Source organism: Streptomyces sp. NBC_01476 (genome assembly GCF_036227265.1).
Taxonomy (GTDB): domain Bacteria; phylum Actinomycetota; class Actinomycetes; order Streptomycetales; family Streptomycetaceae; genus Actinacidiphila.
Genome location: NZ_CP109446.1, coordinates 1,095,489 through 1,110,168, shown reverse-complemented (window position 1 = coordinate 1,110,168; position 14,680 = coordinate 1,095,489). Strand labels below are relative to the sequence as shown.

At 70.8% G+C, this 14,680-nt stretch carries 9 protein-coding genes; 1 reads left to right on the top strand and 8 read right to left on the bottom strand.

Going from position 1 to position 14,680, the window contains the following annotated elements:
• Positions 1-72 precede the first annotated feature (72 nt).
• The gene (locus tag OG552_RS04880; protein ID WP_329129901.1) at positions 73-1,032 is read right to left on the bottom strand and encodes a DsbA family oxidoreductase; all 960 of its coding nucleotides are present in this window, start codon (positions 1,030-1,032) and stop codon (positions 73-75) included.
• Complete coding sequence (locus tag OG552_RS04875; RefSeq protein ID WP_329129899.1) at positions 1,029-1,496, bottom strand: RrF2 family transcriptional regulator; 468 nt, start codon at positions 1,494-1,496, stop codon at positions 1,029-1,031. Before OG552_RS04875 ends, OG552_RS04880 begins: the two co-directional genes overlap by 4 nt.
• A gap of 138 nt (positions 1,497-1,634) precedes the next feature.
• On the opposite strand from OG552_RS04875, the gene OG552_RS04870 reads away from it, so the two are divergent.
• Positions 1,635-2,150 carry a cupin domain-containing protein gene (locus OG552_RS04870; RefSeq protein WP_329129897.1) on the top strand — a complete coding sequence of 172 codons (516 nt, stop codon included), beginning with the start codon at positions 1,635-1,637 and terminating at the stop codon, positions 2,148-2,150.
• 109 nt (positions 2,151-2,259) lie between these two features.
• Here the strand turns inward: OG552_RS04870 and OG552_RS04865 are convergent, their stop codons facing one another.
• The 6 genes from OG552_RS04865 to OG552_RS04840 form a co-directional block, all read right to left on the bottom strand.
• Positions 2,260-5,229 (bottom strand): glycoside hydrolase family 3 C-terminal domain-containing protein, encoded by a 2,970-nt coding sequence (locus tag OG552_RS04865; protein WP_329129896.1) that lies wholly within the window; start codon positions 5,227-5,229, stop codon positions 2,260-2,262.
• 354 nt (positions 5,230-5,583) lie between these two features.
• Positions 5,584-8,229 carry a discoidin domain-containing protein gene (locus OG552_RS04860; protein ID WP_443070867.1) on the bottom strand — a complete coding sequence of 882 codons (2,646 nt, stop codon included), beginning with the start codon at positions 8,227-8,229 and terminating at the stop codon, positions 5,584-5,586.
• 403 nt (positions 8,230-8,632) lie between these two features.
• A complete protein-coding gene (locus OG552_RS04855; protein WP_329129894.1) occupies positions 8,633-10,555 on the bottom strand; it encodes an alkaline phosphatase family protein in 1,923 nt (640 codons plus the stop codon).
• Positions 10,556-10,788: 233 nt separating this feature from the next.
• A complete protein-coding gene (efeB, locus tag OG552_RS04850) occupies positions 10,789-12,063 on the bottom strand; it encodes an iron uptake transporter deferrochelatase/peroxidase subunit (RefSeq protein WP_329129892.1) in 1,275 nt (424 codons plus the stop codon).
• A complete protein-coding gene (locus tag OG552_RS04845; protein WP_329129890.1) occupies positions 12,060-13,406 on the bottom strand; it encodes an EfeM/EfeO family lipoprotein in 1,347 nt (448 codons plus the stop codon). Before OG552_RS04845 ends, efeB begins: the two co-directional genes overlap by 4 nt.
• 201 nt (positions 13,407-13,607) lie before the next feature.
• A complete protein-coding gene (locus OG552_RS04840; RefSeq protein ID WP_329129889.1) occupies positions 13,608-14,615 on the bottom strand; it encodes a cupin domain-containing protein in 1,008 nt (335 codons plus the stop codon).
• Positions 14,616-14,680: the final 65 nt, after the last annotated feature.

Sequence of the window (14,680 nt, the reverse complement as noted above, 5' to 3'; positions counted from 1 at the left end):
GGGGTGCGTCGTAAGCATGTGCCCATCCTTGCGGGCGGGGTGAGCCGATGTCAATGGACACCAAAAGGTGTCTCATTGGCTGGAACGGCCGCCGTCCCCGCGTCGGTGCTGGTCAGCGACTTCAGCGGGGGAAACCGGCAGCCACGGGGAGGCCGCCGCCTCGGCCGGGTGGAGCCACAGCGGGCCGTTCCCCGTGCCGGTCCGCACCGCCTGCGCGGGCGGCCGGCAACCCGGGGCGAGCAGCGCCCAGTCGGGTCCGCTGAGGCTGCGGTGCCACGCCAACAGGTCATCGGGTGAAGGGTGTTGGACAGCCGGCCGGACAGCCGGCGCGACCGCAGCGACCGCCGCCAGACAGCTCTCCAGCGGCTGCCTGCCCGGCACCAGCCGGTGTCCCGCCGGGCCGGTGACGACCAGCGTCGGCAGGGCGTACCGCAGCCGCCCGTCGGCGGTCTCCTTGGGGGTGCCGGGGTGCGGACCCGGGCCCGTGACGGCCAGCGCCTCAGGGAGCGGGTCCCGGGTCTCGCGGTGGTCCGCACGCACCGCCGCCAGCACCTCGGGGGAGGCCGCGTCGGCGGCCAGCCGTACGGCGTCCAGGCCCGGCACGCCGCGCGCCGCGGCCAGCGCAAGACCGAGGGTGTCCGCCGGCTCACCGGCCACGAACATCGACTCCCGCAGCCGGCGCAGCACCCGCCCGGCGACCGGCTCGCCCTGCGCCTCGGCGGCCTTGGCCACCAGCGAGGCGGGCCAGCTGGTCGCCGCCACCCGGCTCAGCCGCGCCGCGTGCGGGGCGCCGGTGTGCGCGCTGACCTCGCGGACGAAGCCCGCGTACCAGGCGGTCTCCGCGGCCGGGTCGGGCGCGGGGTCGTCATCGGTGTCGAAGAGGATGCCGTAGACCCGCCGCCACCGCGCCTGACCGTCCAGCATGCCGCGCAGCAGCCGGAAGACCGGCTCCGCGCCCCAGGCCCACGGGCAGAGCGGGTCGGTGTACTCGGTGATGCGCAGCGGCTGCCCGCCGGACCCGGCCCCGGTCATGCCACACCCGCGAGCCGGTCCTCCCCGGGGCCGGCCACTTCCCCCGTCCGCGACTGCTCACGGGCGTCGCCCGCCAGCAGCGCCGCGACGGTCACCGCGGCCAGCGCGGCGGCGGCGCCGGCCTCGATCGAGCGCCAGACGGCGGGCAGGGCCGCGGCCGGGCTGGGATAGGCGAGGCCGGCCAGCGCCTCGCCGCGCAGCGTGAAGACCTCGCCGTCGACGGCACGCACGACATCGAGCAGGGTGATCTGCTCGGCCGGGCGGCTGAGCCAGTAGCCGCCCTCGCAGCCGCGCTGGCTGCGGACCAGGCCGCCGCGGCGCAGTTCGCCGACCACGGACTTCAGGAAGCGGAACGGGATCTCCTGCGAGGAGGCGATCGCCTCACAGGTGAGCGGGCGGGCGGAGTCGCGGGCCAGTTCGACCAGGGCCCGAGCGGCGTAGTCCGCCTTCGCGGAGATATGCATGCGCCCAGTATCGCCCCGACAGTGGCCGCCGCGTGCCGATTCCGGCCGTAAGGACGCCGCCGGTGCGGACATCCGCGCAGGTCGACCGTAATGGACACCTCTTGACATCCTTTTGGCGGCCGCTCTAGCGTCCCCGGTATGACCGAGCACCCGACCATCGCAGGCGAGGGCTTCCACCCGCATCTGCCGGCCGGCCAGGACGGCCCGCCCCTCCCGCTGCGCAACCGGCTGCACCACATCCGCGCCGACGGCCTGGACGGTGACACCGCGCAGACCGGTGGGATGCGCCGGTTCGCGGCCATCAGCGGGAAGACCGTCGGCTCCGAGCGGCTGTGGATGGGCCAGACGCATGTCGCGCCCGCCACCGCCTCCTCCGACCACCACCACGGCGCGTCGGAGACCGCGATCTATGTGGTCAGCGGACGGCCGGAGTTCGTCTTCCTGGACGACTCCGGCGCCGGCGGCCCGCAGGAGATCCGGCTGGTGACCGGGCCCGGCGACTACATCTTCGTGCCGCCCTATGTGCCGCACCGCGAGGAGAACCCCGACCCGGACGGCGAGGCCGTGGTGGTGATCGCGCGCAGCACCCAGGAGGCGGTCGTGGTCAATCTGCCGGGGCTGTACGCACTGCCCGCGGACGGCGCCGCCGGCTGACGCGCGTATACGATCCGGCCGCCGTCAACTCCTGTACGCAGGCCGGGCGGTGGCCCCCGCCCCTGGATGCGGGACGGGGTCCACCGCCCCTGGCGGAACGCGCCGCGGTTCAGTCCTGGATCAGGTCGAACTCCTCCCAGGGGCCGATCGCGCCCCGGTTGGCGATCAGCGCCGCAGCGCCCGCGTTCTCCGCCGTCACATACTGGTTGTTGGAGTGGGCGCGCAGCGTCACCGCGCCGTCCGGGTCGTGGATCAGGTCGAAGGTCTCGGCCGTCCCCACGCCGGTACCGCTCGCGATGAGCGAGCCGGAGCCGTTGCCCGGCGTCGTCACGTACTTGCTGTTGGCGTGCGACCGCAGCGCCACCGTGCCGCCGCCGAGGTCGATCTCGTCGAAGGTCTCCCAGGGACCGATGGCCGCACGGTTGGCGATCAGTGCCGCGGCGCCCGCGTTCTCGGCGGTGACGTACTGGTTGTTGGCGTGTGCCCGCAGCGAGACCGCGGTGGTCTGACCGGGCGGGTTGCCGCCGCCGCCCGCCGTGACGGTGGTGCTGCCGGTGAGGCGGATGTCACGCGAGGAGGAGCCGACCGAGACGGTGTTGGTGCCGGCCGCGTTGGTCCAGCCGTTGTTCCAGAACTGGAAGCTGCGGGCGTCGAGGGTCAGCGAGACGTGCTGGGTCTGGCCGGGGTCGAGGCTCACCCGCTGGAAGCCGCGCAGGCTCTTGGGGGGTTCGCCGGTGGTGGCGGGCCGGCCGACATAGACCTGGGCCACCTCGGCGCCGGCCCTGGTGCCGCTGTTCCTGACGTCGAAGGCGACCGCGACGTTGCCGGCCGCGTCCGGCTGGCCGACCGTCAGGCCCGAGTAGGCGAAGGTGGTGTAGGACAGGCCGAAGCCGAACGGGAAGAGCGGTGTTTTGTTCTGGCTGTCGTACCAGCGGTAGCCGACGTTGACGCCCTCGGAGTACTGAACGGTGCCGTTCTGGCCCGGCCACTGCGCGGTGGTGTTCGCCGGGACATCGCTGAGGCTCTGCGGGAAGGTCACCGGGAGCTTGCCGGAGAAGTTCACATCTCCGTAGAGCAGGGCGGCGATCGCGTTGCCGTCCTCCTGGCCGGGATACCAGTTCTCGATGATGCCGCGGACGCTGCCCGCCCACGGCATGGTGATCGCCGAGCCGCTGTTGATCACCACGACGGTGTTGGGATTGGCCGCCGCCACATCGGTGACCAGCTGGTTCTGGTCGGCGGAGAGGTTGATGTCGCCGAGGTCGGCGCCCTCGCCCTCGGCCTTGTTGACGAAGACCAGCGCGGTGTCGGCGTCGCGGGCCGCGGTCACGGCCTGGCCGTGCAGATCCTGGTTGGGCACCTGCCAGCCCAGCTCCAGCTCACTGCCGCCGCCGTCGTTGAAGTAGTCGACCTCGATGCTCACCTGCTGACCCGCGGTCAGCGTCACCGTGCCGGTCTTGGTGGTCCGCGGCTGGTTCGCCCAGTTGTCGATGAGCTGCTGCCCGTTGATGAACAGCCGGCTGCCGTCGTCACTGCTGAGCGCGAAGGTGTACGAGCCGGTGCTCGGCGGGGTCAGCGTGCCGGTCCACTTCGCCGACCAGCCATTGGCGGGTACGCCGCCGGTCGGTGAGGCCCCGCCCCACAGGAAGTTGACGGTCGGGTCGACCCGGGAGGCCAGCGGTGTGCCGCCCAGCGAGGTCCCGTTGTAGAACTGCCCGTACAGCCCGTGCCCGCCGCCCTGCGCCGGGGTCAGATACGGGCTGTCGACGATCTCGCCGCCGGGTGAGGAGTAACCCTGCGCATAGGTGACGCTCGCGCCCGGACCGGCCCGCGACACCAGGGCGTTGAAGGGGGTGACGATCGAGGCCGAGCCGACGTGCGCGCTGCCGCCGCCCGCGGTCAGCGCGTTGGGTCCCGCGTCGTCGCCGATCACCGCGATCTTCTTGTTGGCGGCGCCGAGCGGCAGCGCCGCACCGGTGTTCTTCAGCAGCACACTGCCCTCCTCCGCGACCTGCCGGGCGGTGGTCTGGTGGGCGGCGGTACTGACCGGGGTGGTGATGGTGCCGGTCTGGGTGGTGTCGAAGAGCCCGGAGGCGAACATCGAGACAAGGATGCGGCGGACATGGCCGTTGAGGTTGGCGATGGAGACCTGGCCGCTGTTGACCGCGTTGGTCAGTGCCGTGCCGTAGAAGTCGCTGCCGTTCATCTCCTGGTCGAGACCGGCGTTCGCCGAGGCGACGGTGGAGTGCGTGCCGCCCCAGTCGGAGGTGACGAAGCCGGTGAAGCCCAGGTCGCCCTCCAGAACCTGCTGGATGAGCTGGGCGTTCTCGCAGGCGTAGGTGCCGGCCACCGAGGCGTAGGAGCACATCACCGAGAACGCCTGGCCCTGCTTGACCGCGGCCTCGAACGCCGGCAGATAGATCTCCCGCTGCGTCCGGTCGTTCATGATGACGTTGTCCTGCGCGTTGTTGCGGTTGGTCTCCTGGTTGTAGTCGGCGTAGTGCTTCACCTGCGCCATCGGACCCTGGCTCTGGATGCCCTGGATGTCGGCCGCGCCCAGTTCGGCCGCCAGATAAGGGTCTTCGCTGAGTGATTCGAAGGCGCGGCCCCAGCGCGGGTCGCGCACGATGTTGATGGTCGGGCCGAGTACGATGTTGGCGCCCTTGTTCCACGCCTCGTTCCCGATCACCGTGCCGTAGCTCTTGGCCAGATCGCGGTCGAAGGAGGCAGCGGCGGCCACCGGGGCGGGCAGCTGGGTGACCCCGCCGGCCCCGTCGGCGACCCCGGCCGGGCCGTCCTGGAGCCGTAACTGGGGTATCCCGAGGCGGGTGTTGGCGTCCACACAGGCGCCCCAGGCGCACTGCGCGCCGCCGTGCATCATGGTGATCTTCTCGGCCGTGGTCATCTGTGCCAGCAGGGCGTCGGCGCGCTGCGCCGGGGTGTCCGCGGCGACCGTCCACGGTCGTGCGGGAGCCGCCGCGGCGGACTGCGCGGGCAGGGTGCCCGCGGTCAGCGCGGCCAGCGCGGCGACCGCGAGGGCCACCGCGCCGGACAGCCGGCGTCGTCGTCTGATTGCCACTCGGTTACTCCGTTCGGGATCGGCGGGCGGCGCGCGGCCGCCCGGGCCATGGGGGGATGGAGCCCTGGAAGTGCGAGGTGCGCCCATGAGAATTGTGCTCAAGTTACGCAGAGGTCAAGGGATATTGCAGACATGAACGCGCCTTATTGCGCGAACCTGACCACTGCTGAGGTCAACGACCCTCTGCCGCCGCGGAATTACGTACGATCCCGAACTGCTCCGCCCCGCCTGCCGCCGCCGGTGGCGCCGACCGGGAGCGCCCACCGGGTGCGGCGGTGGGAAATGGCGGAGGGCCGCCGTCCCCCACGGGACGGCGGCCCTCGCCTCACTCGGTCGACCGCGGCAGGCGCGCCCTTACGGGTACGACACCACGATCGACGGCACCGTGGACGTACCCGACGTCCCCGGCCCGGTGTTGTTGATGACATGGGCGTATTGGCCCATGCCGCCGAGCGACACCACCAGCAGGTCGTGGAACTTGACCCCCGGCGTCGTCGGTGCCTCGAACCCGTGATCCTGGATGATCGTCGGGTCCGCGGTGTAGTTGCAGTAGCTGCCCAGGCCCCAGCCCTCGTGCGTGGTGACGTTGTCGTCCACCTTGTACGCGGCGAAGCCCCGGATACTGCCGTTCTGTACCGCGGCCTGGTTCGGGGCGTCGTACGCCTTCTCGTTCTGGAAGAAGATCGTCCGGCCGTTCTGACCGTGCCACTCCACGTCGTACTTCTTGAAGTGCTCCACGAACAGGCCGGTGGCCAGCACGTTGTTGCCGTTGACCTTCAGACCGATGTCGGCCGGGTTGACGTTCCAGCCGGTCGGCGAGGCGCCGTGGTCGGCGCGCCAGATCCAGGTGTGGTCGATGATCACGTCGTTGCTGTTGACCTCGAACGCGGTCTGCGCCTGTGCGGGACCGGCGCCGCCGACCCGGGCGAAGACGTCCTGGACGGTGGTCGGGTTGGCCGCGTGGCTCGCGGTCGAACCGGCCGCGCCCACCTGGAGCAGCTGCGGCGAGTTGCCCGCACCCGCGTCGATCAGGAAGCTCGCCAGCCGCACACCGTCGACGTCCGCGACCTTCACCGCGTCCACGCCGCCGTCCGGGATGACGGTGGCGTAACCCAGCCCGAGAACCACGGTGTTGGCGCGGGTCACGTTGATCGGCTGGTTCACGTGGTAGATGCCCGGGGTGAGCAGCAGGTTGAGCCCCTGGGCGAGCGCCGCGTTGATGGTCGCCGCGGAGTCGCCCGGGTGCGCCACGTAGAACTGCGACAGCGGGATCGAGGTGCCCGGGGTGTTGGGCCACGAGACGCCGCTGGCGTTGGTGCGCAGACTCGGCACGAAGACCGAGTAGTTGTTGCCGTCCAGGTACAGGTACGGCTTCTCCCGCGACTCGGGAGTGGTGGCGAGCGTCGTGTACTTGGTGGAGTCCGAGAAGTTCTGCGCCGGAGCGCCCTGGACACCCGAGAACACCATGTTCCACACGCCGTTGGTCCAGCCGCCGATCTGGCTGTCACGGGTGTACCACTGCTGCTGCGAGTACGGGCCGACGGTGCCGTCGATCTTGCTGTCGGCGATGTAGCCGCCACTGGCCCAGCCGTAGCCGTTCGGCGCCAGGTTGAGGCCGCCCTCGACATGCACCCGGCGGAACGGAGCCGCCTGCGCGACCGCCCACCGGTCGTCGCCGCTCACCGGCCTGATCGCCAGGTTCTCCACCGAACGCCAGAAGTTCTGGGTGGCGTTGCCGTTGAACCAGCCGGCGTCCACCGTGATGTCGCCGTTGATCTGGACGTCGTCCGGGTTCTTGCCGAGGCCGGAGACCGAGGTGTAGAAGCCGACCTGGTCGTTGAGCCCGTTGTAGGTACCCGGCTTGAAGAAGACCTGGTAGCGGGCGTCACCGAACTGGTTGGACTCCTGCTGGGCGAAGATCTGGTCCAGCTGGCCCTGGATGTTCGGGGTCGACGGGTCGAAGACCTTCACGTTCGGGCCGAGGTCGCCGCCGCCCTGGATCGGGCCGGTGCCACCGGTGCCGCCGCCCGTGCCGCCGCCGTCACCGCCGCCGGAGGTGCTGCCCGCGGTGCCGTACACCTGGAACTCCCACAGGGAGTAGCCGTATCCGGTGCCGCGGACGGTGCCGTAGACCCGCACGTAACGGCCGGAGCCGGAGACGTTCAGGGTCTGGTTGCCACCGGTGCCGGTGGTGGTGGAGTAGATGTCGGTCCAGGCCGAACCGTCGTTGGAGGTCTGGATCTTGAAGGACTTGCCGTACGCGGCCTCCCAGTTCAGCACCACCTGGCTGATGGTGGAGGTGCTGCCGAGGTCGACCTGGAGCCACTGCGGGTCTGCGGCGGCCGACGACCAGCGGGTGCCGGTGTCGCCGTCGACGGCCGCCGAGGCGGGGGTGCCGGCGTTCTCGGTGGAGGACGCGGTCGCGGTCTTGCCCTGGGAGAGCAGGGTGCCCGCGGCCGGCGGCGTGCCGCCGCCGGTGGTGCCGAAGACCTGGAACTCCCACAGCGAGTAGCCGTACTGAGTGGCGCGGACCGTCCCGTACAGCCGGACATAACGCCCGGAACCGTTTACGGAAACCGTCTGGTTTCCACCGGTGGCCGTCGTGGTGGAGTACACGTCCGTCCAGTTGGTGCCGTCGGCCGACACCTGGATCTTGAAGGACTTGGCGTACGCCGCTTCCCAGTTGAGGGTGACGGAGTTGACCTGCGCGGTGGCGCCGAGGTCGACCTGGAGCCACTGCGGGTCTGCGGCGGCGGACGACCAGCGGGTGCCGGTGTTGCCGTCGACGGCCGCCGAGGCGGGGGTACCGGCGTTCTCGGTGGAGGAAGCCGTTGCGGTCTTGCCCTGTGAGAGCAGGGTGTCGGCCGCGTGCGCCGAGCGCATCGGTACGAAGAGCAGCAGTGAGGCGGCGAGCGCCGTGAGGATCACCGCTACGATGTTTCGCCGGCCCGAGAGCACCGATGTTCTCAGTGCGGGCGGGCCGGTGGGGGGAGCGAGCATGAGCAACTCTCCTGGTTCCACAGGTGGGGGCAGAAGGGGGCTGTCGTCCCGCCCGACATCAGCGGAACGACGAGATGCCGTGGTCAGCGCGAACTATGGGCGGGCGCACTCCAGTTGCTGAGTGAGAGCGCTCTCCCGATGCACACCGCGATGTTTCTCCCTGTGTTTCATCCATGTCAAGAGTTGTGCACAAAGCCGCGGACGGTAACCGGAGAAGCCTCGCCAAATCCGGCAATCCGGGCCGGTGGTACTGATGGGGCCTGATATGTCTTCAGTTCCTGAACACATGACCATCTTCGCCGGTGCTCCGCCCTTCGACGTCCGCCGCGGCACACCGGAGGCCGCCCCGGCGATTGCCGGGGCGGCCTCGTGGAGCCGTACTGTCAGGCCGTCAGCGGGCCCGTCAGGCGGCGGTGTCGCTGTTCGTGCGGCGGTGCTTGCGGGCGTACCAGAGCGCGCCGCCACCGACCACCAGGACGCCGGCGGTGATGCCGAGCGGCAGGGCCGGCGAGGAGCCACCGGTGGCGGCCAGCTGGTCGCCGCTGCCGTCCGTACCGGGGTTGTTGCCGCCGGCGGTGCCGGTGCCCGCGGTGCCGCTGCCGGTGCTGCCACCGGCGGTGGACCCGCCCGTGGTGCCCGAGCCGGTGGTCCCACCGGTGCTCGGCGTGGTCGGCGGGGTCTGGCCGGAGATGTCCTTGACCGACTTCACCGAACCGTCGGCGTTCAGCAGGACCTGCTTGTTGTTCGGCTTGGAGAAGTCGAACGCGCCGGTCAGGTTGTTGGCGCGGGCGTCGAAGGACGCGTCACCGATGCCACCGGTCTGCCAGTTGCTCTCGATGAACTTGGTGATCGAGGCCTGCTCGGTGCGGGTGTGGTCGACCGAGTTGACCTTGCTGTAGGGCGAGATGACCAGCAGCGGCTGCCGGGTGCCCGGGCCGCAGCGGTCGGCGTAGCCGCCCGCGGAAGCCGGACCGGCCTGGCAGGCCGGGCTGTCGGTGGTCTTGCCGTTGGAGCCCACCGTGGTGTCCTTGGAGCCGTTCTGCGGCGTCGCGAAGGCGTGGTCGTACCAGCCGTCCGAGTCGTCGTACGCCACGACGACCGCGGTGTCCTTCCACTCCGGCGAGGACTGGATGGCGTTGATCTGCTTGACCAGGAAGTTCTGCTCGTCGGTCGGGTCGGAGTAACCGGCGTGACCGTCCTGGTACTCGGCGGCCTTCAGGAAGCTGACCGCCGGCAGGCTGCCCGCGTCGAGCGCGGCGTTGAAGTCGGTCAGGTCGTAGTTGTGGTTCGCCTGGCCGTCGTGACCGATCTCGGCGGTGTTCTTCGGCGCGAGGTGGTGCGGGTTCGCTGTGGACTTGTAGTACTGGAACGGCGAGTGGTGCGGGCTGTAGTCGACCGAGGAGGCGCCGCCGACGTTGGTGTGCGTGGTGTTCTGGCAGCTGGCGTAGTCGCCCTGCTTGCCGTCCCACGCGGTCGACGGACGGAAGCCGCCCTGGAACCAGCCCCAGCTGACGTTCTTGGCGTTCAGCAGGTCACCGATGTTCTTGCCCTGCATGGCGGCCAGCGCGTTGGTGCTGGTGTGGCTGTTGTCCGAGCAGTCGTCGAAGGCCGGGTCGGGGTCGTTGATGACCGTGCCGACACCCTTGGCGTCCGGGGAGACCACCGTGTACGCGTCCGGCGTCGCCGTCTGCTTGGGGTCCTCGGTGCCGCTCTTCGGGTCGACCGAGATCACGCCGTGCGTCTGGCCCGAGATCAGGTTCAGCGCGCCCGGGGTGGAGGGGCCGTACGTGCTGCTGTAGGAGTTGTCGCCGAGCGAGTAGTGCTGGGCGTAGTTCCACAGACCGGTGACGGTGTTGCCGTCGTAGTAGTCCATCACCAGGCCGGGCTCGCCGAACAGGCCGCCGGAGCAGGTGCTGGTCTCGGTGTTCTGCACGTACGAGTCGGCCTTGCCGCCGTTGCCCGCGTACTGCTCAGGACCGTAGGAGTGGTTCTGGTCGCAGGTGACGGCCTTGTCCGGACCGAGCCGCTTGGGCGCGTACTGGTTCGGGTTGTTCTTGAGCAGCCCCGCGTGGCTGAGGGTGTCGACGTCCTTCGGCGTGCCCGCGGCGGCGGTGAACTTGGTGCCGTCGGTGTTCGCCGCCTCCGGGTAGGTGCCGAAGTAGTGGTCGAAGGAGACGTTCTCCTGGAAGATGACCACGACGTGCTTGATCGGGGTGGTGGTGTTCGCGTCACCGCTCGCCGGCGTGGCCGCGTTGGCGGGCGCGGTGCCGCCCAGCAGTACGAGCGCCGCAGCCCCGGCGAACGCCCCCCAGCGCGCGGTTCGCATGCGCGCGCCCGCCCTTCTTGACTTGCCCGTACCGCCTGTGGTGCTCATGTGTGGTCTCAGCCTCCGCTAAGTGGCGCTTTACTCGTGCCGCTGTGGATTCGTGCACGGTGTCGAACGCGATCGTTCTGGCGAACCGCGACATGACAAAGGCACGTTGGTGGCGACGGGGTGAACAGCGGGTCAGGGAATCCTGAGGAAGTCTTGACCTGCGCTTTGCTCGCAGCGAGGCGTGGTCAGGCGAGCAGTGCGCTGCCGAGCCAGTCGGACCGGTCGCGCACCCCCGGCAGGGCGAAGAAGTAGCCGCCGCCGTAGGGCGAGATGTAGTCCACCAGCGGCTCACCGGCGAGCCGCTTCTGCACGGTGGCGAACTGCCGCTCCAGATCCTGCTGATAGCAGACGAAGATCAGCCCCATGTCGAGGTTGCCGTTGCTGTCCATCCCCCGGTCGTAGTTGTAACCGCGGCGCAGCAGGCGGGAGTCGGCGCTCTGGGCGGTCCGCGGATTGGCCACCCGGATGTGGCTGTCCAGCGGGATGATGTCGCCCGTCGGGTCCTGGTCGAACTTCGGTGTGTCGAACTCGTGGGCGCCGTCCAGCGGCGCACCGGTGTCCCGCTCGCGGCCGAACATCCGCTGCTGCTCGGTGATGGACACCCGGTCCCAGAACTCCACCAGCATCCGGATCAGCCGCACCACCTGGTACGAGCCACCGGTGGTCCAGGACGGCTCGCCGCCGCCGGTCACCCACAGCAGCCGGTCGGCGACCGCCGGGTCGGTGACGTCCGGATTGGACGTACCGTCCTTGAAACCCATGTGGTTGCGGGGGGTTCCGCTGGGCCGCGGCGGGCTGGTGAAGCCGTCCATCCGCCAGCGCACCTGCATGCCGCCGCGGGTGTGCCGGGCGATGTCACGGACCGCGTGCAGCACCGTGTCGGCGTGCGGTGCGCTCAGCTGCAGGCTCAGGTCGCCGTGGCACCAGGCCGGCTGCAGATCGTCGTCGTCGAAGGCGGGCATGGTGCTCAGCCGCAGCGGCTTGCGGTCCCCCAGACCGAACCGGTCGTCGAAGAGGGACGCGCCGACGCCCGCGGTGACCATCAGGCCGTCGGCGGGCACCCGCGGGCCGAGGGTCCCGCTGTCGGAGGGGGAGTCGGTGATGCCGAGCGCCGCGGGGGTGCCGCCGGTGGCCAGGAAACGGGCCCGCTCGGTGATGGTGTGCAGCAACTCGGTCAGCTCGCGCCGGTCGGCCGCGGTGACGTCGAAGGAGAGGAAGGCGGTGGACTGCGTCACCGGCTCCACGATGCCCGCCTGGTGGGCCCCGTGGAAGCCCGGCGCGGCCGGCCGGGCCGGGGTGCCCGAGGGGGCCGGGGTGGCCGCGGCGGCCGTGCCGCCGCCGGCCAGGGCCGCGGCGCCGCCGGCGACCGCGCCGACCGCTCCCACACTCAGCGCGGCGCCGCGCAGGAACCCGCGCCGCCGCAGATCGCCCGCGCCGGTCGGCTCGTGCGTGTCGGTCATGCCGTCCTCCGTACTTCGAAGATCGACGCCACGGGGGCGAGTTGTTCCAGCAGATCGCCGAAGTCGGCGTTGATCCGCTCGCGCTGAGCCTGCGTCAGCTCGGTCAGGGGGGTCCAGGTGCCGCCGTGGTCCTGGGCGTCCAGGTCGGCCGCGGCCCGGTCCAGTGCCGCGTTGAGCGTGGCCAGACCCGGATCGCGCGGCGCCACCAGGGAGTTGAGCTTGGCCAGGATCTCGCGGGTGCCGTCGATGTTGGCCCGCGCGGTGGCCAGGTTGCTGCCGCTGCCGTAGTCGGTGCGGCCGGTCAGCTCGAACTGCTCGGCGTTCTCGATGATCTCGTGGGCGCGCAGGCCCATGTTCGCCGGGTCCATCCGCTCCTGCGGCCAGGCCGCGCGCAGCGCGCCGACGTCCTTGACCAGCCGGGCCGCCGGGCCGCTGAGCGACGTGGCGGACTCGCCGTGCCACAGCCCGTACTCGATCCGGTGGAAGCCGGTGAAGTCCGGGTCCTTGACCGCGTCCGGGTCCCGGGAGACGGTGCCGTTGATCGCGCCGTCCGCGTCGCCGAAGGTGTCGTACGCGGCGCCCATCCGCTCGTAGACCAGGTGCGCGGTGAGCCAGTCGCGGCGGGCCGCGGTGAGGTCGCCGTTGTCGATGTCCTTCTTCAGCGTGCCCGCGCGGCCGGCCAGTTCGGCGACCCGCTCGCCCACCCACTTCTGGTAGTCCAGTGTCGGCGGGATCAGGTCGTGCTCGGTGACCGGCAAGGTGGCGGGGCCCTGCGGCACGGAGCCCGGTACGGTCACCGTCGGTCCGGTGACCGCGTCGGTGTCCTCCTGCACGCACTTGAAGGCGTAGGTGCCGCTGCCGAGGTCCACCACCATGGTCCGGGTGGTGCCGGGCGCCAGGCCCTCCACCTCGGAGAAGATCCGGCCCGACCTCGGATCGGTCAGATAGACCTCGGTGGCGCTCGCTGCGGGGTTGAACAGGTCGAATGCCTGGGTGCCGGCGTGCGGACCGACCCAGCCCTTGCCGCACAGGCTCGGCGAGACCTCGACGGAGGTGTGGGCGAGGCCGTCGGAGGCGGCGGCCGCGGTGTGCCGGGTGGCGGAGCCCCCGCTGTTCGCGGCGAGCACTCCGCCGGTGACCGCGGCGGCGACGACGACCGCGACGGCGGCCACTTGCCGGCCGCGGGCGCGGCGGCGCGGGTGCGCCGCGGCTATGCCGCCGGCTTCTGGGGCGGGATCGGACGGAGCCTCGGCGGGGGAGCCGGCGGCGCTGCCGGCCGCCGGCTCGCTGTCGGTCCCGTCGGCGGGTTCGGTGTCGGGTTCGGTGTCGGGTTCGGCGGACACACCGGACCTCCGGATTTCCGTGCGGTGGATCGTGGGTGCCGCTCATGCTAAGCACCTGTTGGTACACGCACCCACCTGCACGGAGGCCGGGAAACACAATTCCCCCGCAGTTCACCCGACCGACACTGTAAGGGTGCCCTAAGCAACCCTTTCGGCCGGGAAACCGGCGATTGAGCGCTTGTGAAAAGCGGGCCTTCCGGATCAGGACGCGCCCTGGGGCGGAGCCGGTTCGAAGTAGTGCACCCGGTCGTACCCGAGGTGCTTGAAGAGGCGGTTCTGCGCGGAGAGCAGCCGCAGCGGCGTGCCGTCCGCGGCGAAGTGCTGGGCGACGGTGTTCTGCGGGACGTAGAGGGTGTCGCCCTTGGTGATGTCGTGCCGGGTCGGGGTGCGGGCGATCCGGGCGTGGTAGCGGTCGGCGATCTCCTCCTGCACCTCCCAGTGCAGCGAGTAGCCGGCGCCGTCCAGTACGTAGAGGACCTCGTCGGCCATCTTCCAGTGCCGTCCTGAGCGGCTGCCCGCCGGGACGTCGAGCTCGAAGACGTCGACACTGAACTGCCGGTGCCCGGTGTGCGCCGGGCTGTTGCGCACCCGTACCCGGCCCAGCGGGGTGTCCTGCCAGGCGCAGTCCTCCGGCCGGACGATCTTCTTGCGCTCCCGTACCCCCTCGGTCCAGATCAGCGACCAGTCCTCCCGCTCGCCGAACTCCTCGGGCCGCTCGACCGGTCCGCCCCGGCCCTGCTGCAGCAGCCCGAGGAACATCCAGGTCGTCTTGGCCTTGACGACCAGACAGACCGCCTTTTCCTCATAGGGGTTGACGTGCTGGTGCACCGAGTCGGTGTGCACGAAGGCCAGGTCGCCGGCGCGCCAGTCGTAGCGCAGCCCGTCGTGGATCTCGTAGCCGGCGCCTTCGAGGATGTAGAACGCGGCCTCGTTCTGGTGGCCGTGGCCCTGGTTCTCGCTGTGCGGCGGGAGTTCGACGAAGTGGACCTGCAGGGTCTGGGTGAGGAACTCCTCGTCGCCGGGGGCCAGCCGCCAGCGGACGTCGGCGGCATCGCGGTGGTCGCTGGAGTAGCCGGCCCCGGTGCCGGTCGCCACCACCACCGAGTCGTCACGGACCCGCGCGGCGGCCAGCTGGGCCCGCCGGAACTCCTTGAGGCCGTACGACTCCGAGCTGATTCCGCGCAGGAAGACCCGTTTCCGGTCTGACATGCGAACGCCTCGCTTTCGGGCACTGCGGTACGGACGGGTTGAGTGGACAGGGCGGGACGGACGGG

Bases quoted from the DNA above. Each gene is read 5' to 3' on its own strand.
- OG552_RS04880 (WP_329129901.1), bottom strand. From the start codon at position 1,032: ATGACCGGGGCCGGGTCCGGCGGGCAGCCGCTGCGCATCACCGAGTAC.
- OG552_RS04875 (WP_329129899.1), bottom strand. From the start codon at position 1,496: ATGCATATCTCCGCGAAGGCGGACTACGCCGCTCGGGCCCTGGTCGAA.
- OG552_RS04870 (WP_329129897.1), top strand. From the start codon at position 1,635: ATGACCGAGCACCCGACCATCGCAGGCGAGGGCTTCCACCCGCATCTG.
- OG552_RS04860 (WP_443070867.1), bottom strand. From the start codon at position 8,229: ATGCTCGCTCCCCCCACCGGCCCGCCCGCACTGAGAACATCGGTGCTC.
- OG552_RS04855 (WP_329129894.1), bottom strand. From the start codon at position 10,555: ATGCGAACCGCGCGCTGGGGGGCGTTCGCCGGGGCTGCGGCGCTCGTA.
- efeB (WP_329129892.1), bottom strand. From the start codon at position 12,063: ATGACCGACACGCACGAGCCGACCGGCGCGGGCGATCTGCGGCGGCGC.
- OG552_RS04840 (WP_329129889.1), bottom strand. From the start codon at position 14,615: ATGTCAGACCGGAAACGGGTCTTCCTGCGCGGAATCAGCTCGGAGTCG.